The 20,244-nt window shown below is 36.7% G+C and carries 22 protein-coding genes and 2 riboswitches; of the genes, 11 read left to right on the top strand and 11 right to left on the bottom strand.

The features are described 5' to 3' along the window. Positions 1–80 precede the first annotated feature (80 nt). The 4 genes from DM558_RS04185 to DM558_RS04170 all read right to left on the bottom strand — a co-directional run bounded on the left by DM558_RS04185 (position 81) and on the right by DM558_RS04170 (position 3,655). Positions 81–647 (bottom strand): cob(I)yrinic acid a,c-diamide adenosyltransferase, encoded by a 567-nt coding sequence (locus DM558_RS04185; RefSeq protein ID WP_127162183.1) that lies wholly within the window; start codon positions 645–647, stop codon positions 81–83. Positions 648–649: 2 nt separating this feature from the next. Then, positions 650–2,596, bottom strand: a complete 1,947-nt coding sequence (locus DM558_RS04180) for a sensor histidine kinase (RefSeq protein ID WP_127164808.1) — start codon at positions 2,594–2,596, stop codon at positions 650–652. A 74-nt stretch (positions 2,597–2,670) separates the two neighbouring features. Further along, positions 2,671–2,973: an AzlD family protein gene (locus DM558_RS04175; RefSeq protein ID WP_109702621.1), complete on the bottom strand. Its 303-nt coding sequence runs from the start codon at positions 2,971–2,973 to the stop codon at positions 2,671–2,673. Then, positions 2,966–3,655 carry an AzlC family ABC transporter permease gene (locus tag DM558_RS04170; RefSeq protein ID WP_228411810.1) on the bottom strand — a complete coding sequence of 230 codons (690 nt, stop codon included), beginning with the start codon at positions 3,653–3,655 and terminating at the stop codon, positions 2,966–2,968. Before DM558_RS04170 ends, DM558_RS04175 begins: the two co-directional genes overlap by 8 nt. Before the next feature lie 266 nt (positions 3,656–3,921). Here DM558_RS04170 and DM558_RS04165 point away from each other — a divergent pair, with 266 nt between their 5' ends. Both DM558_RS04165 and DM558_RS04160 read left to right on the top strand, forming a co-directional pair. Continuing rightward, on the top strand, positions 3,922–5,568 hold the full coding sequence (locus tag DM558_RS04165) for a putative bifunctional diguanylate cyclase/phosphodiesterase (protein ID WP_127162181.1): 1,647 nt from the start codon (positions 3,922–3,924) through the stop codon (positions 5,566–5,568). A gap of 16 nt (positions 5,569–5,584) precedes the next feature. Continuing rightward, positions 5,585–6,004, top strand: coding sequence for a GTP pyrophosphokinase (locus DM558_RS04160; RefSeq protein WP_127162180.1), 420 nt, complete (start codon positions 5,585–5,587; stop codon positions 6,002–6,004). A gap of 33 nt (positions 6,005–6,037) precedes the next feature. Here DM558_RS04160 and DM558_RS04155 read toward each other — a convergent pair whose 3' ends face one another. Both DM558_RS04155 and DM558_RS04150 read right to left on the bottom strand, forming a co-directional pair. Next, complete coding sequence (locus DM558_RS04155; protein ID WP_127162179.1) at positions 6,038–7,375, bottom strand: ATP-binding protein; 1,338 nt, start codon at positions 7,373–7,375, stop codon at positions 6,038–6,040. Then, positions 7,372–8,115, bottom strand: coding sequence for a winged helix-turn-helix domain-containing protein (locus DM558_RS04150; protein WP_127162178.1), 744 nt, complete (start codon positions 8,113–8,115; stop codon positions 7,372–7,374). The genes DM558_RS04155 and DM558_RS04150 overlap by 4 nt, the downstream gene beginning before the upstream one ends. A 164-nt stretch (positions 8,116–8,279) precedes the next feature. On the opposite strand from DM558_RS04150, the gene DM558_RS04145 reads away from it, so the two are divergent. The 6 genes from DM558_RS04145 to DM558_RS04120 are packed head-to-tail and all read left to right on the top strand — an operon-like array spanning position 8,280 to position 12,767. Then, complete coding sequence (locus DM558_RS04145; RefSeq protein WP_127162177.1) at positions 8,280–9,047, top strand: MtnX-like HAD-IB family phosphatase; 768 nt, start codon at positions 8,280–8,282, stop codon at positions 9,045–9,047. Positions 9,048–9,059: 12 nt separating this feature from the next. Beyond that, entirely contained in the window at positions 9,060–9,920 is an 861-nt protein-coding gene (locus DM558_RS04140; protein WP_127162176.1) for an alpha/beta hydrolase, read from the top strand. A gap of 2 nt (positions 9,921–9,922) precedes the next feature. Then, positions 9,923–10,279 carry a DMT family transporter gene (locus DM558_RS04135; protein ID WP_109702613.1) on the top strand — a complete coding sequence of 119 codons (357 nt, stop codon included), beginning with the start codon at positions 9,923–9,925 and terminating at the stop codon, positions 10,277–10,279. Further along, positions 10,279–10,677: a DMT family transporter gene (locus DM558_RS04130; protein ID WP_109702612.1), complete on the top strand. Its 399-nt coding sequence runs from the start codon at positions 10,279–10,281 to the stop codon at positions 10,675–10,677. The genes DM558_RS04135 and DM558_RS04130 overlap by 1 nt, the downstream gene beginning before the upstream one ends. A gap of 20 nt (positions 10,678–10,697) precedes the next feature. Beyond that, on the top strand, positions 10,698–11,897 hold the full coding sequence (locus DM558_RS04125; RefSeq protein ID WP_127162175.1) for a DegT/DnrJ/EryC1/StrS family aminotransferase: 1,200 nt from the start codon (positions 10,698–10,700) through the stop codon (positions 11,895–11,897). Between the two features lie 57 nt (positions 11,898–11,954). Further along, complete coding sequence (locus DM558_RS04120) at positions 11,955–12,767, top strand: HEAT repeat domain-containing protein (protein WP_127162174.1); 813 nt, start codon at positions 11,955–11,957, stop codon at positions 12,765–12,767. Between the two features lie 39 nt (positions 12,768–12,806). On the opposite strand, the gene DM558_RS04115 is transcribed toward DM558_RS04120, so the two are convergent. From DM558_RS04115 to DM558_RS04105, 3 genes are all read right to left on the bottom strand, one after another. Beyond that, positions 12,807–13,700 carry an arginase family protein gene (locus DM558_RS04115; RefSeq protein WP_127162173.1) on the bottom strand — a complete coding sequence of 298 codons (894 nt, stop codon included), beginning with the start codon at positions 13,698–13,700 and terminating at the stop codon, positions 12,807–12,809. Beyond that, the gene (locus tag DM558_RS04110; protein WP_127162172.1) at positions 13,693–14,784 is read right to left on the bottom strand and encodes a peptidogalycan biosysnthesis protein; all 1,092 of its coding nucleotides are present in this window, start codon (positions 14,782–14,784) and stop codon (positions 13,693–13,695) included. The genes DM558_RS04115 and DM558_RS04110 overlap by 8 nt, the downstream gene beginning before the upstream one ends. Positions 14,785–14,854: 70 nt before the next feature. After that, positions 14,855–16,243, bottom strand: coding sequence for an aspartate aminotransferase family protein (locus tag DM558_RS04105; protein ID WP_127164807.1), 1,389 nt, complete (start codon positions 16,241–16,243; stop codon positions 14,855–14,857). Between the two features lie 253 nt (positions 16,244–16,496). Between DM558_RS04105 and DM558_RS04100 the strand changes: the two genes are divergently transcribed. Further along, positions 16,497–16,883, top strand: a complete 387-nt coding sequence (locus DM558_RS04100; RefSeq protein ID WP_127162171.1) for a YchJ family protein — start codon at positions 16,497–16,499, stop codon at positions 16,881–16,883. 7 nt (positions 16,884–16,890) lie between these two features. On the opposite strand, the gene DM558_RS04095 is transcribed toward DM558_RS04100, so the two are convergent. Continuing rightward, a complete protein-coding gene (locus DM558_RS04095; protein ID WP_228411809.1) occupies positions 16,891–17,301 on the bottom strand; it encodes a DUF2388 domain-containing protein in 411 nt (136 codons plus the stop codon). Positions 17,302–17,427: 126 nt separating this feature from the next. Continuing rightward, positions 17,428–18,621: an MFS transporter gene (locus DM558_RS04090; protein WP_228411808.1), complete on the bottom strand. Its 1,194-nt coding sequence runs from the start codon at positions 18,619–18,621 to the stop codon at positions 17,428–17,430. Between the two features lie 202 nt (positions 18,622–18,823). On the opposite strand from DM558_RS04090, the gene DM558_RS04085 reads away from it, so the two are divergent. Then, the gene (locus tag DM558_RS04085) at positions 18,824–19,276 is read left to right on the top strand and encodes a hypothetical protein (RefSeq protein ID WP_127162170.1); all 453 of its coding nucleotides are present in this window, start codon (positions 18,824–18,826) and stop codon (positions 19,274–19,276) included. 61 nt (positions 19,277–19,337) lie between these two features. Beyond that, positions 19,338–19,438, top strand: a riboswitch (glycine riboswitch). Further along, positions 19,439–19,529: riboswitch (glycine riboswitch) on the top strand. It abuts the riboswitch before it with no gap. A gap of 61 nt (positions 19,530–19,590) precedes the next feature. Next, positions 19,591–20,208 (top strand): trimeric intracellular cation channel family protein, encoded by a 618-nt coding sequence (locus tag DM558_RS04080; protein WP_127162169.1) that lies wholly within the window; start codon positions 19,591–19,593, stop codon positions 20,206–20,208. The last annotated feature ends 36 nt before the right edge of the window (positions 20,209–20,244 follow it).

Here is a 20,244-nt window from a genome sequence, read left to right as displayed (position 1 = left end):
ACAAACTCATTTTTTTAATACACAACTTCAATTTAATTCATGTTAAATATTTTTTTATTGCAAATCCATCTATCAATTAGTTATTTCTTTTGCGCTGCTTGCCATAAAGTTTCAGTAACTTTTTGTGATTGGTTAATCATACGTGCTAACACAAAAAACAAATCAGATAAGCGATTTAAATACGCTAATAGTTCTTTTCTTAAAGGTTCATCTTTATGCAATAACTGTAGGTTTCTTTCTGCTGTTCTTGCTTGGCTTCTGCACACATGGGCTTGAGACGCAGCAATAGAACCCGTTGGTAAGATAAAATCTTTTAAGTGGGCTAAATGCTCATTCCAACCATCTATTAATGATTCAAGATAAGTCACATCCTGCTCTGATATAGCCTGATACTCTGGCATAGAAAGCTCCCCACCCACATCAAATAAACGATGTAAACAGGGCGTTATTTGTAAGGCTAAATCTTCTAGACTCTTTGCTTTATCGGCATGAAGATAAGAAAGTAATAAACCGAGCTGGCTATTTAACATATCCACTTCGCCAATTGCTTGAATACGGGGATGATTTTTAGCCACACGCTCACCACTCGCTAAGCGCGTAAGACCTTCATCACCTTGCCTTGTATAAATTTTTGTTAATCTATTCATATCTACTTCTTAATTAAAGGATTATTTAATGGTAAGCGCAAAGTAAAACAAGAACCCTGTCCTAATTTTGATCTCAGTAATAACTCACCTTTATGGTTATTGGTAATAATAAAATACGAAACAAACAAACCTAACCCTGTTCCCTTGCCAATTTCTTTAGTTGTAAAAAATGGCTCAAAAATCCGTTTAGCAGTCACCTCATTCATACCAATACCATTATCCTCAACTTCAATCACGGCCCATTGGTCTTGTGGGAAAAGCCGTATTTGTATTACCCCTTTTACAGTACTCTCTCCACGCATAAAAATGGCTTGAGCCGCGTTCTTTAATAGGTTGAGTAACACCTGCTCTAACTCATTCGTGACCACATAAACCTGCGGTAATTTATCATCCAAATCCAATTTAATTTTAATGTCTTGAAAATCAGTTGACTCACCTAAATAAAAATCGGCCTCTGCAATCTCTAAAGTCTGACGAATGATGCCACTCAAATCAGATAAAACTAATTGTCGCTTACTACGTCGGCTAAAAGATAACATGTGTGTAACAATTTTAGAGGCTCGGCTACCTGCTTGATAAATACCATCTAACAATGAGGGAATTTGTCTAAGTTCTAGATAATGGTTAATATGTTCTAATGAAATATCGGCCTCATTTGCTAACTGTTGATTTTTATCTAAAGTCAGCGACAAGCGTCGACGGATATTTTGAACATTGTGCAAAATAGCACCTAATGGGTTGTTAATTTCGTGTGCCATCCCTGCTGCTAACCCACCAACGGATAGCATTTTTTCAGATTGCACCATCAGTTCCTGTAGATTTAAGCGATCAGTAATATCATCAATACGAATTACGCCACCATTAACGTGCTCACCAGCCAAGGGATAGAAGGTTAAGGCATAATGGCAAACCTTCCCTTCTTGCATCCAAGAGACTCTTTCAACTTTTTCAATTTGATTGGATTCAATACATTGCTTTAATTGTTCTGTGTAAGGTCTTAAATGGGGGAACGCCAAGAAAACAGGGTGATCAATAGCCTCTTCAAAAGTTGAACCTGATACAGCGGATGCTTCTTGGTTCCATTGTGTTACGTATAACTCACCGTCAACCGCAATTAATGCAGAAGGCATTGAGTTAATAATATTATTTAAATAGCTTTGAAATCCTGTTAATTTTTTCTCTACCTTACTACGAACCTCTACCTCTTTGATGAGCTGATTATTTGTCTCTCTCATTTCAGAGGCAAGATCTTCTGCCTCATCACGCGCACTCTTTAAAAGTTGCTCACGCGCTTCGATACGACTTAACATGGTATTGAATGCAGTGGCTAATTGACCGATTTCATCACGACTATGGGGGATTACTCGCAACGCATAATTTTCTTCACGTGTCACACGTAATGCCAATGCTTCTAGCTCTTGAATAGGAATTGTTATATGTCGTTTAACCTGTTTTGATAAAAGTAACCACAACAAAATACTAATAACCAATATCCCTAAGCTCGCACTGATAATTCCTGTATAAAACGCTATGGGTAAGCTATTACTTGCTAGCAGAACTAATCGGCCAGACTCACCATTTTCGCCTCGTAAATCAGTAGAATAGCTAGTACCAAACTGCGATATCATCCAATCATTTAAGGCCGCTACATTCTCAGGAAAGTCGGGAGCTTTTTTAATAATAGGAAATCTTGTTTGTAAAACACCTTGATTGTTATAAATAGCAGCCCCTTTTAATGGCATATAATCAATCATCTGATCTAAGGCTGCATTAGCTGTTTCTTGAGAGGTTAAGAGTTGACTACTGAGTGCAGGTGTTGCATACAAGTTACCTAAAGTCACTAACCCTTGAGGAGCAATACTTTGTTGGGTAATCCAATAACTAGCACTAATAAAAGCTAGGTTAGAAATAATAAGAATTGTAATTAATAGCACAAACAATGCAGCCATTAGTTTACGACGAACAGGAAGTGTTTTTAAAAAACGGTGTAATTTGTCCACGCGATAACCTGTATTTAAATATATTAATACACTATATAGTGACGCAATAATCCCGTTGCTACAATACTTATTATAACGGTTGTCAGTAGAGAAAAACGGCTCGCTAATAATAGTGTAATGCCTAAACCTAGTAAATTAGCAATATTTGTCGTTGCAAAAGCAGGAGCAATCACCGCAATGAGAACACAACCGGGGGTCGCCTCTAGGACTTTTGTTAAACGAGGGTTCAGTACACGATTACGTAATAATAAATAACCAGTTACTCTCGTTAAATAAGTGACTGTCGCCATCGCTAAAATCGTAAGTATTGAGTAAAAGTCAATCATGGCTAAACATCACAAAAGCGGTTAATAATCCAGAACATGCACCACAAAGTACATACCAAGCCCCAGGAATAAATAAATAACTTATCACTGCCACTACGAGGCTTACAAACCAAGGAATAGAATTAACAGCACCTTTCCACATTCCTCGTAATAAGACTAAAAATACTGCAACAAACGCCATGTCAAAACCATAATGAGTTACATCACCAATCATTGGGCCAATTAATGCTCCCATAGTTGTAAAAAAGACCCATGTAATATAAAGACCTAAGCTAGCACCTAAATAATAATGATAATTAAATTGTAGCTTAGGTGATTTTTTTATATCGGCAAAACTTAACGCCCAACTTTCATCACACATAAAAAATAAAGAAAGTAATACTTTTCTTTTAGGTACTTCTTTTAAATAAGGGGTCAACGCTGCCCCCATTAAAATATGTCGGCTATTGACTAACAATGTCATTAATGCAATGAGTAAAAGGTGTGGTGGTGATGTCCATAAATTGACAGCAACAAACTCAGACCCTCCCGCAAAATTTACGGCTACCATGGCCGATATTTCTCCTACTACCATCCCCCTTTGAATAGCTTGCGCGCCTAAAACCAAAGAGAATGGAATAAAACTAATCATGATAGGAATAGCAGCAATCAAGCCTCTTCTAAACTCGGATTGCTTTAACATATTAAACATTCTTATTATCCAAACAGTTACCTGCTATTCTTATTATCTATCCATAAGAAGTAACAATTATAAACCCATAACACATATCCAAAAGAATTATGATGGCACTCAAGCTAAAAGTAAAATCTTATGCTATATTAAATCATTGTCGAAAAAGCCATTTTCAATGACCTATGCTATAAGAATCAAGGCTAGATTATAAAGTATAATTTATATTAAATAGAGCATAAAATGTTAGACCATCATTTTACTTAGAGATTAGGAAGATGAACTCACAATACCTCACTGATATTTCTTACCGTCATTTTATCGAAAGTGTACAAGATTATGCTATCTATATCTTAAACTTAGAAGGTATTGTTGTTAGCTGGAATATAGGAGCTGAAAGAGCAAAAGGTTATACTGACAGTGAAATTATTGGGAAGTACTATGGTATTTTTTATAGCCTTGATGATCAGATATTAAAAATACCTGCACAAAATCTTGATTATGCTTTAAAGCAGGGGCATTTTGAAGGCGAAGGATGGCGTTATAAGAAAGATGGCAATCGTTTTTGGGCTCATGTTGTAATAGACCCAATATATGATTATAAAGGTGCTCTGGAAGGTTTTACGAAAATAACCAAAAATATTACTGAGCAAAAAAACTTTTTAGATAAAATTTCTTATCTCGCAAAATATGATACGTTAACAGACACATTTAGCCGAAATGAGTTTTTTAATATTGCACAAACAAATATCAATGATCTACCACAGAATAACAAGCTTGCTATCTGCTTACTTGGTGTCGATACACTCAAAGAAATCATTAATAACAGAGGCTATCGCACAGGCGATAAACTAGCTAAAAATATTGCCGATAAAATAAAGCAGAATCTCCTTCCCGATGAAATATTGGCTCGTTTTAGTAATGATCAATTTATTGCACTAAAGATATTTGATAATAAAGAAGATATTACCCATTTTTATAGGCGTATTTATGGCTGTACTAACAACATATACTCCATAGACGATCAAGATTTTTTAATTACTGTTGCCATTGGTGCATCTATATATCCTGGTGATGCTAACAATTTAATAGACTTGGTTAATAATGCTGAGACTGCAATGATCCGAGCCCATAAAAAAATAAATGATCGTATTTGTTGCTATGACAAGAAAGTTGATGGAAAAACGCAAGAAATCAAAATGCTAGCTCATGATATGTCAACCGCCATTGAAAAAAATGAGTTATTCATTCTCTATCAACGAAAATATTCTTTACTACACAATGATACATCAGGGTATGAAGCATTGCTCAGGTGGCAACATCCAACATTAGGACTAATAAGCCCCGACACATTCATCCCTGTGGCAGAAGACACACGAAAAATTATTCCCCTCGGATATTGGATTTTAGAAACTGTTTGCAAAGAGGTTCTAACATATAAGATAAATAAAAAAGTTTCAGTTAATCTATCACCTATTCAATTAAAAGATCCCAATTTTATCGAAAACGTATCTCGTATCTTAGAAACAACTGGGTATCCTACTGAACAATTAGAACTTGAGGTAACAGAAACAGCCTTCATCAATGATCAAACCAATACATTTAAACAACTAAAAGAACTACAAGCAATGGGAATCAGTATTTCTTTAGATGATTTCGGTACGGGCTATTCTTCACTAAAACTTCTACACGACTTTAAGTTTGATTGTATAAAACTAGATCGTAGTTTTATTAATGACATTGAATACAATAAAAAATCAGTAACATTTCTGCAGAGTATTATTTCGTTGGTTAATAGTATTCATCTCCCTCTGATTGCTGAGGGTGTCGAAAATGAGGTACAACTAAACACATTAAAATCAATTGGTTGCCTAGAAATTCAAGGCTATATCTTTGGAAAACCAGAACCATTAAAAGAGGCTTAATTATAAGGTAAGAGCAATGGAGAAGAATAAACAGTTCCAGGAAGCCCTTAGCATTGCTTTTAATGGGCATAAAGACCAATATGATAAAGCAAGTCAACCTTATATTCTTCATCCACTTAGGTTGATGTTTGCATTTGATGATGTCACATTAAAAGTCATTGCGCTACTTCATGATGTGATTGAGGATACACCAATAACCATTGATGAACTACGTAGTAAAGGATTTTCAGAGGATATCTTAGAAGCAATCGTAGCATTAACTAAAAGTAATGATGAATCTTATGAGCAATTTATTTTACGTGTTAGCCTAAACTCTCTGGCTAGACAAATAAAAATAGCTGACTTAAAAGATAATATGAATCTAGCACGGCTAAGCAAGATTACCCAAGCTGATCTTGAACGATTACAAAAATACCATAACAGTTTAATTTTTTAGAAAAAACAAAGCCAGTATAAAACTGGCTTTATTCTAGTCGCCTGATTTAATCGCTACAACAAAGCGAGCACCGCCTAATGGGCTTGTAACTACAAATGCTTTACCATTATGAATTTCAGCAATAAGTTTTACATACGCTAGCCCTAAACCATACCCGCCGGTTGTTCTGGTACGGCTTGTATCTAATCTAGAAAAAGGCATAAAGACCCTGTCTCGAAACTCAATAGGAACGCCTGGGCCATCATCATCAATAACAAAAACAACTTTGTCTTCTTTTTTAAATACACTAAAAATAGCTTTACTATTAGCGTATTTAAATGCATTAAGTAATAGGTTCTTAACAATTGTATCGCTTAAATTAATATCAAACAGTGCTGTATCATCTTGGCTATTACATTCTAGCTCAAAGTTTTCGGGCTTAAATAATGTAAGTGATTTACAGAGCTTTTCACTCCACTCTTTTAAAGGAACTTCAGTTAAATTAAGCTCAAACTGACTTTGTTGCATTTTGAAGTAACTTAAGCTCACCTTAATTAAAGACTCGAGCTCATCAATATCTTCATCCAGTCCTTTTCGATATTGTAAGCGCTCTTCATCACTTCTTGCCTCATCAAGCATACTGAGTTCAAAACGCATCCGAGCAAGAGGAGTTCTTAGCTCATGCGCCATAGCGTGAGAAATAGTTTCGCTGGTTGTCACCAAGTGTTTAATGTGAACACCCATATTATTTAAAACACTTGCTAAGGGTCTAAACAACCAGCTCCTTGCATCCTCTGTCCTTGCATCTAGATCACCTTGTCCTAGCCGCTCTGCGGTTTTTCTTATATTGACCAAATCTTTCCAAAAGTGAACAAAGGCAAAGTAAATTAAAATAAAGAAGATAGCAACACTAAATAACGACCATAAAAAAATAAAAACACTAAATGGCATAAAATCCGATTCAAGGATATCACGCATTAAAATGGGGCCTAACTTAAGAATATCATGACTATCAAGGCTAACATATAAAATATCGAGGTCTTCATCGTAAGCTGTACCATACTCATCTAACTCTTTTTTTACGGATGGAGGCAATAACACATCTGCCTCCAACACAGTTATAGGATAACCAAATAAAGGCTGTAAATTATCAACCACTTGTTGAACAGATAGATTTTTATTTTGATTAATTTGCATACGGATCAAACTGACAGTTCCTTTTTGTGAGTCTCTTTGAACAGTATGGTCTTCAGGAACACCAGTAATTGATGGCGGCAACGCATCAAAAACGAGCAATGCCCCATAGGCAATAATACACTGCAAAATTAATAACGTAATTAAATAAATAATGATACGTTTACTAAACGTTAGCTTAGTTAATATGACACTCAATGGTTATCTTCCTCACATAAAAAAAGATATCCCTTTCCTCTAACCGTTTTAATACGACGGGGATTATCAGGATCATCCAATAGTTTTCGGCGTAACCGAGATACTCTTGCATCGATTGAACGATCACTACCATCAAAGTCAATACCACGAACCTGTGAAAAAATATCATCCCGAGATAAAATTTGCCCAGCATGACTAGCTAGTAACCATAACAAATCAAATTCAGCCGTTGTAAAATCTATTTCTTGCCCATTTAAAATAACTTTACGGTTTTCATTATTAACAATCAAACCATCAAAGCTTAAAAGTACCTCATTATCTGGAATCTCAGGACTTACAATGCTAATAGGATATGAAATCGAAGGATCGATCTCAAGTTGCTTACGGCGTAATAAAGCACGAACACGGGCCAACAAAAGTCTTGGCTCAATTGGTTTTGCTAAATAATCATCAGCCCCCAATTCCAAACCGACAATTTCATCAATATTATCTTCACTGGCCGTCATAATTAAAATAAAGCCTGTAAACCAAGTTCGGATATCTCGGCAAATATCAAAACCTGACTTTCCTGGCAACATAACATCGAGAATAATTAAATCTGGCTTTATTTTGACAATCGCTTCCTCTGCTGTATCCCCTTGATCATGCCACTCAACTTGATAATCATGCCGAACTAAATAAGCCTGAACAAGATTAGCCAAACGCTCATCATCTTCAATAATTAATATTTTATCATTCATTGTACGTTCACTTTATTCAAATATCATGTTACCAATCGTCTATTTTACATACTCGTTACAGAATATACACAAAGCAGAAACAAAGAATTGTACAGATTTCTTATAAAATACTAAACAAGTTAAAACAGTATTCTATATTACATTGAAAATATTGGTATAAAAATATGAGTAGTTTCTTATCCATCTCAGAAAATATTTTTCGACAAGCTAGAACTAGCTATAGTTTTGAGCCACAGAAACCCATCATACTATGTGATTTTGATGGGACTATCAGCCTTAAAGATGTTACTGATATCCTACTCACCCGTTTTGGAAAAAATGGTTATGAGGAGTTAGAAGATCAATGGGTTGCAGGTGTTATTGGCTCACAAGAGTGTATGAGCAAACAAATTGCGTTACTTGATGCTAGTCTAGAAGAACTTGATGAAGTGTTATCTCAAGTTAAAATAGACCCTAGTTTCAAAGCATTTGTTAGCAAAGCACATAGCGAAAATATTGCAGTGCATGTTGTAAGTGATGGTTTAGACTATGCTATTCAATCTATTTTAAAACGTAATGGATTAGAGTCATTACCTGTGTTTGCAAATAAATTATTACACGACAATGAAAGAAATTGGCGTCTTACATTCCCCTATGCAAATGCTAATTGCGTTAAAGCCAGTGGTAATTGTAAATGTAATCACTTAAAACAACAACGTAAACACTTTAACCAAGTGTTTTATGTTGGTGATGGTACTTCTGACTTTTGTGTCTCTAACAAAGTTGATCTTGTGTTAGCAAAAGACAAACTGATTGGTTACTGTGAGAAAAACGCTATTGATCATATTGCTATCAATAATTTTGCTGATGCAATCGCGGTGTTACCAAGTATTCTAGAAGATTACAGTGCACACCAAAAATATAGCAGAATCCCTGCTATGTCAGTTGAATAATTATAGGTTTTTATGATTCAAGATTCATCATACTTTATGCCGGGTAATAAAAACGGTGTACTATTAATTCATGGCTTAACCGGTACGCCTAATGAAATGCGTATTATTGCTAAAGGCTTAAATAAAGCAGGTTTTACCGTTTATGCAATGCAACTTGCTGGACATTGTGGAGATGAAGCTGACCTTTGCAAAACCACATGGGTAGACTGGTATAAAAGTGTTGAAGAAGCAGCAGACTATTTAGCAAAAGAAGTTGATAATGTTTTTGTTGCAGGGCTTTCTATGGGTGCCCTGCTTGCCTTAAAACTAGCAGCTGACCGCCCTAACCAAATTAAAGGGGTTGGTGTTTATGGCCCTACATTTAGTTATGATGGCTGGAGCATGCCACTATGGGCAAAAAAGCTATTCTTTTCATTAGTTATACTCAAAAAACTCAATCTTTTTCAAAAAACATCTTTTATTGAAAAACCACCTTATGGACTAAAAGATGAACGTATTAGAGCAACTGTTTCAGCCAGCATGTTAAGTGGTGATAGTGCCGCTGCCGGCTTAGCAGGTAATCCTTTCCCCGCACTGGCTGAAATGCAACTTTTGGCAAGGGTTGTAAAGAAACAACTACCCGAGGTAACCACACCTTGTTTAATTATGCACTCAGGGCATGATGATATCGCCAATATCGATACCAATGCACGGCTTGTTGAGAAATCAGTAAAAGGCCCTACTAAATTCATTGTTCTTGAAGACAGTTACCACTTAATCACTATCGACCGTCAACGACGTGATGTAATTAAAGAGAGTGTTGAGTTCTTTGAAGAAATAGCTAATACTCAAGCACAAGTGTCCTCTTCAACAACTGATCAACGGAGCCTCTAAAAATGTCTCCCCTAGTTATCGTGTTATGGGTCTCAAATGTGTGTTTTGACACACTAGGTCAGATCGCTTTTAAATTCGCAGCAACGGCGCCAAATAATAGAGATGGCTGGCATTACTGGTTTGATTTATTCCGTAATTATTGGTTATGGATTGGTATAGGATCTTATCTTGCCGAATTCTTCTTGTGGCTCGCTTTCTTATCGTTAGTTGAACTTTCTCAAGGTATTTTATTAGGCTCTATTAACATTATTGCCGTTATGGTTGTTGGACGACTGTTATTTAATGAAATCTTAACGCCTTATCGTATTATCGGCATGACGCTTATCACTGCGGGTGTTATTTTTGTGGGGCTATCATAATGCGTAAATTTTATCTAATTGGTTTTACTTTACTATTACTATTTGACACATTAGGTCAAAGTAGCTTTAAGTTTACAGCTATGCATGCTGATCCACTAGAATTTAATATTGACTGGGTAATACGTGTTTTTACTAATCACTGGGTCTACACCGCAATACTCGGTTACATTGGTGCTTTTTTCACTTGGATGATTCTACTAAAAAAAGCACCTGTTGGCCCTGCCTTTGCAGCCTCCCACCTAGAAGTTGTGACTGTAATGATTGCTTCTGTATGGTTATTTAATGAAACCATTACGTGGGAAAGACTTGTTGGTGCAGCACTTATTGTTGCGGGCATTATATTTTTGGCTTTAGCTGAAAAACAAGTTACTAGCCAAGAGCAAGAAAGCAATAAATAAATTTTATCTTTAGGTGTTTAATGACATTACTTCGTCGTTATTATGAAATACCTCCAACTGCTGGGCTACCAACAAAATGGCGTGATTGGTTGCCCTGCCATAACGATTTAGCCCTACAAGTTAGCCAATTATTTAAACTCCCGCCCCTACAACTGACCTGTTCGGGTACAGCGGCATTGGTGATTGCACTCACCACCCTTAAACGTAATGCCCCTGAGCGTTGCTATGTTATCATCCCAGCCTACACTTGCCCTTTAGTTGCGTTAGCTATTCACCATTGTGGCCTAAAAATTAAGCTTTGTGATTTATCTAGTCACTCATTTGACTTTGATTTTGGCCAATTGGCATCATTAATGGATGAGCAAGTGTTAGCCGTTATTCCAACACACCTAGGTGGGCGTGTTGCCGATATTGCAAGGGTTGCAGCATTAGCCAAACCCTATAATATAACCATTATAGAAGATGCAGCCCAAGCTCTTGGCGCACAGGTAGGCACCTATGGCGATATAGTATTTTATAGCCTCGCCGCTGGTAAAGGTCTGACTCTCTATGAGGGCGGATTGCTCACCAGTCGTCATGAGCAACTGCATAATCAACTGGAACAAATGGCTAAAACAATTATTCCAAGAGATAGAAAATGGGAGCTTACACGCACTCTTGAACTTTTTGGGTATACTCTACTCTATAATCCATTCGGTCTTTACTTTGCCTATGGTAATCCAAAAAGAAAGTCACTCAAGCAGCATCAACTTATCGAAGCAGTAGGTGATGATTTCGATTTTGATCTCCCTTTACACAAAGTCAGTCACTTTAGACAAAATGTTGCTAGCAATAGTGTAAAACGCCTTCCCCAATTCATTCAAGATACTACCCAACAAGCCTTATCTCGCGTAAATCAATTACAACAAATAAGAGGACTTCAGGTACTAACAGACAATGAGGGACAACAAGGTACATGGCCATTTATTATGGTGATATTGCCGACAGGTAAAATACGTGATGACATTTTACAAGAGCTATGGGCTGGTCCTTTAGGTATCACTCGTTTATTTATCTATGCTCTACCCGATTACGCTTATTTAGAAAGCATTGTACCGAAAACCTCTGTGCCCAATGCACAAAATCTTGCCAACCAAATGCTAACTATTAGCAATAGCTTATGGCTTAACGACGATCAGTTCCAATTCATTTGCCAGGTAATCGAAAAACATACAGCATAAACGCGTCTAATCACTTCATAACGCAACGATGATGGTTATTTAAGAGAATGAAGAGCAATGGATTATATTAATCAAGGCAAAAAAAGAAGAAACCACCTTAAGGGCTTAAGCCTTAAAAGTTTAATTAGCATGGACTTGCAAGGTGATTATGATGATATTGACTGGTGCCCGGCTGATGAGATACGTTCTCGAGGAAATCCTGAAACAATAACATGCATGAAAAAAATCTTTAAGTCACGCAATTGGAAAAAAAGAAGTTTAGCAATGTATGTTATGGGGCAACTTTATTATATTGATAACCATAATAGAAAAAAACATATTCGCTACGGTATCGAAGAGAGCAAAGAAATGCTTGTTGCTGGTCTAGCTGATCCAAACCCTTGTGTTATTGCCGTTGCCCTAAGTGGGCTATCTCATACCCCAGTACCTGAAGCGTTGCCAACTATGCTAACTTTTGTTGATCATCCCCATGTTTGGTGTCGTCAGAAGCTAGCCGTTGCTTTATCTCACTTTATTGATGAAGGCCCACATGTTGCTAATGCACTATTAAAACTTGCTACCGATGATTTTGAAGAAACCAGAGACTGGGCTACATGTAATTTGCAATATAGTCAAGTAGACACACCTGAAGTACGAGAATGCCTTTGGAGAAATGCCCATGATGAGGACTCCCTTGTGGTAGACGAAGCCATGCACGGACTAGCAAGGCGTAAGGATAAGCGAGTTGTAGCGTTAATACAGCATTATATAAAGAGTGGTAATTATTGTTATGATAGTCCCTTACTAGAAGTTGCAGAGCTCTACGGTGATCAAATATTAATTGAAACTGTAAAAAAGGCTATTATCTCGGAAACTGTAGAGGCTGAATAGGATAGTGCTTACAGCCACTACCCCAACCATTGTCGCTCATTAAAAAGAAGGTTCTTTACAACTTTCTTTCAACGCATTAATAATTTGTGTATTAATTTTTTGTTGCTGTGTTTGCCATTTAATAAGCGTCTCCGTGGGAATAGCAGGCTGCTCGTCAAGAGAACTTAAAAAGCGCTTTAAACGACTTTTATATTGCCAGGTAGATACATCACCCGTGATATCACTACCAATAATACGACTATTGAGTGCTGAGATAGTATCTAATACATGGTACGACTCTAATCGCCCTTGATCCCAATTGGTCTTGACCGTTTCTTCACTCAATACGTCTTTATCAATCGATAAATACACTGGCTGAGCGTCATGGTCCTGACGCGATAGAAAAGCAACAATCAGCTCGTCAGGTGTATCAAAGCGTTTGAATGATTTACCCAGACCAAGTCGTTTAGCCCATGTAATATCGACATCCATACACCAGTAAGTTAACTTGTTCTTCATTAATGGCAGCCACCTATTTTCCCATAAGTGCCCAATACCAATATCATTAGAGGTGATGCCTAATACATGGACATGACTAACAAAAGGCAAATTCGCCACATAGCTAACCCAAGAACCACAATGGATACCAAACATATAACGCATATTATCTGGATGATTGTCAAACACTACAACTTGAATAGGATTCTGACTACTGTACTTTTCTTTTAGTCGCTCAATTAACAATAATGAAATATGGTGATAATCCCCACTTCCCGTCAATACCGTGCCATAAGTCTCTGGTAAGTGTTGATCAAGATAGTGTTTTAACTGGTTAAACTTGGATTTTGAGCAACCAAAACGAATATCATCTTGCCAAGAAGTTAAATCAAGGGTTATAGCATTTTTTATATTAATAACGCTATCGTCAAAATTAAGGATAATAGGGCTACTCATTGCATTCCCTTTTGTTATTTTCTGTTTCAATATGCGCATCACGCCAAGACCGATCACTTTCAAATCTATTACTTATCTTGCGGAGAATGGCCCGTAATAATGGGTTACGTACGTAAACCATATGTTTAGTAAAAGTAAACTTAGCCCCAAGAGAGGCCTTTACTTCTGGGTCTGTCCAACCTGCAATATAACAAGACAAACGATGCTCTCTTGCATACTCTAAATTATAAAACCAACTAACAAAATACAAGTTAAAATCACGTGCTGCTGGGTATTTAAGCCCAATATACTTGTCAATTAGCATGCCATTAACAATAAAACAAATATTGTAACCGATCAGCTCCTGCTGATGATAATAAGTCACAATGGTTGCTTTAGTCTGTTTATCTTGTAAAAGCGTGACGAAAAAATCTTTAGTTAATAAATCAAAATGAACTTCACTTTGCTCATAAACATTAAGGTATAACTGATAATAATAATCTAAAACATCCGCTTCAAAAAAATAGTCATCTCCACTGTGCATCACTTGAATGTCTAATTTATCACGATGTTTTAATTTACGACGAAAATCTTTTCGGCGACTTGCAGAAAGTCGAGAAAGGTAATCATCAGTACTTGAATAGTCAACGGGTACCCATGCTAATGCCTGGCCTTCAACTTCAATAAAGCCATTTTTCTTCAACGCTTGGATAAATTGCTGTGAATAGTCATTAGCTAATTGATTTTGTAATGGGGAGTCTTGTGGAATATCTTTGACAATTAAAAAAGGATAGTTAGCACTGTATTGCTCTTTAATTTGCTCTGCTAACTGCACTGCATCTAAATCATTTGTTAGAAGTGCATATTCAGAAACCGTTGTACCAACAAAACAAGTATGTGGCTGTAATAACTTACGCCATTTATTGTAGAGTGGAATTTTTTGTAGTTTCTTTTGAAAATCGAGGTCTGTTGTTGTTAATAAATCAAATTTGGCAGAGAAAACAGGGACATTAGACTCCGTCAGCCATGCCTTAAAGTTCTGGGGAGGATGACTTAAAAAGTTTTCGATGAGTCCATCTGGTTCTAATTGATTAATATATCGCATTATTCTTAAGATAATTAATAACTTATAGTAGGTAGTAATTAATTACTACCTACCATTTTATTTAAAACAATTACAATTCTTTCTTAGCTCTTGTAATTAATTGATCAAGTAACTCAATACCTTGGTCTATTTCAGCCTTAGAAATATACAATGATGGTGCAAAAGTGATTACGTTTTTGTAATAACCACCGATATCGAGGACTAATCCCATCTTTTGACCTTTCCAATCTAAGTCGCCAGATATACCGATATCAACCATCTTATCAACTAATGCTTTATTAGGTGTAAAGCCATCTTCTGTACAGATTTCTGCACGAAGAGCAAGCCCTAAACCATCTACCTCACCAATTTCTTTGTGGCGTTTTTCAAGCGTTTTTAAACCTTCTAAGAAATAAGCGCCGCTTTCCATAACCATTTTTTCAAAATCAACTTCGGCAGTCATTTTCATGACTTCAAGCCCTAATGCTGTACCTAAAGGGTTTGAAGCAAAGGTTGAGTGAGTAGACCCTACAGGGAATACTTGTGGGTTAATTAACTCTTCACGCGCCCATAAACCACCTAATGGATTTAAACCATTGGTTAAGGCTTTAGCGAATACAACCACATCAGGTTTTACATCAAAATGTTCAATTGACCACAATTTACCTGTACGATAGAAGCCCATTTGGATTTCATCAACTACAAATAAAATACCGTACTGATCAAGGACTTTCTTTAAGCCTTTGAAATAATTTGGTGGAGGAACAATATAACCACCTGTTCCTTGCATAGGCTCAGCGTAAAATGCTGCATATTCTGCTTGGCCTACTTTAGGATCCCACACGCCGTGGTATTCTGTTTCAAATAAACGAGCAAAATCAGCTACTAAATACTCACCATACTCTTCTGCTGTCATGCCTTTAGGGCGACGGAAAGGATAAGGATAAGGAACAAACATCGCGCGATCACCAAAATGACCATAACGACGACGATAACGATAGCTTGATGTGATTGAAGAAGCACCTAAAGTACGACCATGATAGCCGCCCTCAAATGCAAACATTAAACTTTTACCACCCGTGGCATTACGAATAACCTTTAAAGAATCTTCGATACATTGTGAGCCACCTACGTTAAAGTGTACACGGCCATCGTATCCAAATTTTTTCTTCATATCCTGAGCGATAGTTTTAGCAAGCTCTATTTTTGTAGGATGAAGGTATTGGCTAGCACATTGTGGCAATGTATCAATTTGATTTTTTAATACATTATTTAAGCGCTCATTTGCGTAACCAAAGTTACAAGCGGAATACCACATTTGTAAATCAAGGTATTGCTTGCCTTCCTTATCATACATATAGCTGCCTTCACAGCCATCAAAGATCTTAGGCGGTTCAATGTAATGAACAGTATCACCAAAAGAACAATATTTTGCTTCATCAGCTAGGAGAGTAGCATCATCAGGACGATTCTTCATCATCTCAGGATTAGGTTTACTCATGAATTACTCCACAAATTAAGATTTAATTTATACTTCAGTGGTGACTATTATTAAAAAATTTCTTTTATAATGATGTATCGTTAATGTATGAGTTTTGTGACAACGTAAATAACAAATGTTTCTCGCAGACCAAACTAAAAACATAAGCCAATGATTTTTATATATTTAATATAAACACATCACATAGTATCGCTATGTACTTTGTAACACATACCCTACCGGAGTTTGTATAATGCTAAAAGAAGTTTATTGTCCTTGTACTCAAGAGCGTTTATACCATAACTGTTGCCAGCCTTATCATAACTATACAAAACGCCCTAATAGTGCAGAACAGCTAATGCGTTCACGTTATAGTGCTTATGCATTGAATTTAATAGATTATATTATAAAGACATGGGACCCAAGCACTTGCCCACATTTTTCAACTAATAAAACACATAATACTCAGTGGGTGAAGCTTATTATTAATCGTAGCTGGGAAAATAAAGCAACCCATGAGGCTTTTGTTGATTTCGACGCATTCTATGAACAAGAAGGGCAAATGCATCGAATGCATGAAATCAGTCGTTTTACCAAAAAAGATGGGGGGTGGCTTTATTTAGATGGCAAAGTATCTTAGCGAACACCTACGGTGCAGCAGGTGTAGGTGCTGTTTGATTAAATGCCAAAATTGCTTTGGCTAGGTCTAACTCATCAACCTTGTTATAACGGATATCTTCTTGACGTAAAAGCACAAAAGCGGCTTCTAAATAAGATCCCTTAATTGCTCCATTACTGGCTACAAAGGTAGCCGCATCACTTTTAGCCTGATAGATAACCTTTGACTTAGCTCCCCATGCGGTACCAGACCACTCAGAGGGAACAACAGAAATAATAGTGGTTGTATAAAAAGGACTAAACGTAATACACAATGTAGAAACAATAGGGCTGTCAGAACAACCTTGTGTTATCTCTTGAACGATTTCAGCTTTTACCATCGTAGAGAAGCATGTGAATAAGAAAGTTAAAGAAAATGCTCTTAATACGTTAGCTACCATAGTTCATACGATTCCATTTTAAATTAACAATATATTTTTCATTTTAGCATTTAATAATATAAAAAAGTACCTAATTATAATCACCTTTTTTAGAAAACACGAAGAAAATCATATCTTTTTCTTTTATTAAGTACTATTTTTTGTATTATAACGCATCATGAATGAAGTAAAAAATAGCCAAACAAGTAAGCCAATAACAGCAAGACTAGATAATACCAAAAAGGCGATATCATAATTAAAAAACTTAGCCATCACCCCTGCAACACTGGAACTAAGAGCCGCACCTACGCCTTGAAGGGTTAATACCATAGCAAACCCTGTGTTAAAACGCCCTGTGCCATTTAAAATACGTGCAACAAGCCCGGGAACAGCAACCCCCATAAGTCCTGCAGCAATACCATCCAAAATCTGAACAGGTATGATGATAGCAGGATGTGGTATAAGCCCTGCCAATAATCCACGTATAGGTAATGCAACCAACGCGATAATAAAAATAAGACTATAACCTTTCTTCTCTGAGACATGGGCCGCATACAATGCCATTGGGATCATTGTCATCTGAGCAATAATCACTGTCATCGCCGTATACCAACCAGGGCGTTCAATAGAACCATTTGCAACCATTGACTGACTTAGTAAAGGCAACATAGCTGCATTGGCTAGATGAAAGAAAACCACCGTAACTGCCAAAATAATCAATCCCTTATTAGTCAATAGGCACTTAATTGACTGGGGTGATTTGTCTGACATGGTAAGCCCTCTTGATTGATTATAATCAATTTGATTTCGCCGAATTAATAAGACAGCAACAATGGATAGTAATGTCCATAACCCCATCAAAGCAAAAACTGCACTTAATCCATAATAAAAACTAAATCCCCCCGCCATTAGAGCTGAGAAAGCATTACCTGCATGGCTATAGGACTCATTTTGGCCTAGTTGATGATCGAATCTATCCTTTCCCACAATCCCCAAGGTAATCCCCGTTATAGCTGGTGGAATTGAGGCACCTGCTATAGCCGCTAACACTTGGGCGATCGTAGTTGTTACATGAGTGGGATAAAAATAATTAATAGCGCAAGTGACCATAATAGTTAAAGAAGAAAATATTATAATTGCTCGCTTTGCTCGCACAGCATCGACTAATACACCAATAGGTGTTGTAAATATAACAGCTATTAGCCCACTTAACGTCATTACAAAACCAATATCGTCAACCGCCCAACCTTGTTGCTGTAAAAAAACGCCTAAAAAGGGCCCTAACCCATCCCGAACATCGGCCATAAAAAAGTTTAGCGCATTAAGAGGAAACATAGACATAGCAGATGAAGCATCCTTTTAAATGAATAAATATCATTATTTTAATATATTTAGCAGTGATAAAAATGACTTATAAATCCCTCTACATAAACCATCTATCGAATACCACACCATATTTTAAAACAATTAAAAACTAAAACGCACCATTTATTTATAATCTGTTAAACTAAATGATAACATCCCATTATTTAGTCCATAGGCTATGAAATATTATCTTTTACTTTTATCTATTTTTCTTGCAGGTTGTAATCATCAATCCGCTGATAAGAAAATGCATATTTACTATGGCACGCCTAAGTTAGATGGCATTATATCCGTTGATGAAGAGCCATTCATTGGTGCCCCCGTTTTTTTACTTACGTCATGTAATGACCAACAAGCTATAGTCGATAGCAGTGGATACTTTGACTTCTCCAATAACTGCATGGAACTTATACCACAAGTCAATTACAATGAGCTGGGTTTCCTTTATAGAGTTATTATTCCCTTTAATGGTGACAATTTGACATGGGCAGTCAGTGGTTTAGGATATGGCATCAAAAATATAACGGCATTAATTAATTTAACAACAAAAACAGTTGTTTACCGTATTGATGACGGCGTTAATCCTGTGTATGAAAAGGTGGGTGAGCTTACTCCATTATTAACGAATTAAAATAATCGTTTATACACTTATTGGCTTACATTTATTTTTCTTATTCTATATAATCTGTTACTTACTAGGTGTAGGAGAGTGGAACTTCAACTCCCGCCGAAGGCGCATACTCCCATAATCGCTCAGGCCTTATCTAAAGATAATAATAACTGCATCTGAATAACAAGCCGATCTGGAGAGAGATCTTAATTGATCCGCCGAAGGGGCACGCAGCAAAGCTGCTAAACTCTCAGGCAAAAGGACAGCGGGAGCGGCTCAGAAACTGTTTACATTGGTTAAACTGTTCTGCTTGACTGTTGTTTGAGATTTCATCCATGTTATTACACATTATTTACTTGATTGCTATTACCGCTGAAGCAGTAACTGGTTCGCTTTCCGCAGGAAAGCAGCGTATGGATTTATTTGGCGTTACAACCATTGCTTGCGTAACAGCCTTAGGCGGTGGAACTGTGCGCGATGTTATTTTAGGCCATTATCCATTAGGCTGGGTAAAACACCCTGAATATTTATACTACACTATTTGTGCTGCATTAGTCACAACCTTTATTGCACGGTGGCTACACTACTTAAAAACTATTTTTTTAATTTTAGACAGTTTAGGATTGGTCGCATTCACGCTCATCGGCTGCACGATTGCAAGAGAAATCAACTGCCCTACAATTATTGTACTGGTTGCAGGTATGCTCACAGGCGTTTCTGGTGGGGTGTTACGTGATGTGCTTTGCAACCAAGTTCCTCTAGTTTTCCAAAAGGAGCTTTACGCCAGCGTTTCCCTTTGTACAGGCATTGCTTACTTAGCATTATTACATTTTCAAATAAATGATAGCACGGCGACATTAATTTGCTTATGTTCTGGCTTCTTATTAAGATTATTAGCTATTAAATACAGTTGGCAAATTCCAACGTTTAGTTATGATGATAATGCACATTAAAAGTGAAGTCTTCTAGAAGACTTCACCAAACATCAA

The organism is Entomomonas moraniae (assembly GCF_003991975.1).
Classification (GTDB): Bacteria; Pseudomonadota; Gammaproteobacteria; order Pseudomonadales; family Pseudomonadaceae; genus Entomomonas; species Entomomonas moraniae.
This window is presented reverse-complemented; position numbering and strand designations above follow the sequence as displayed.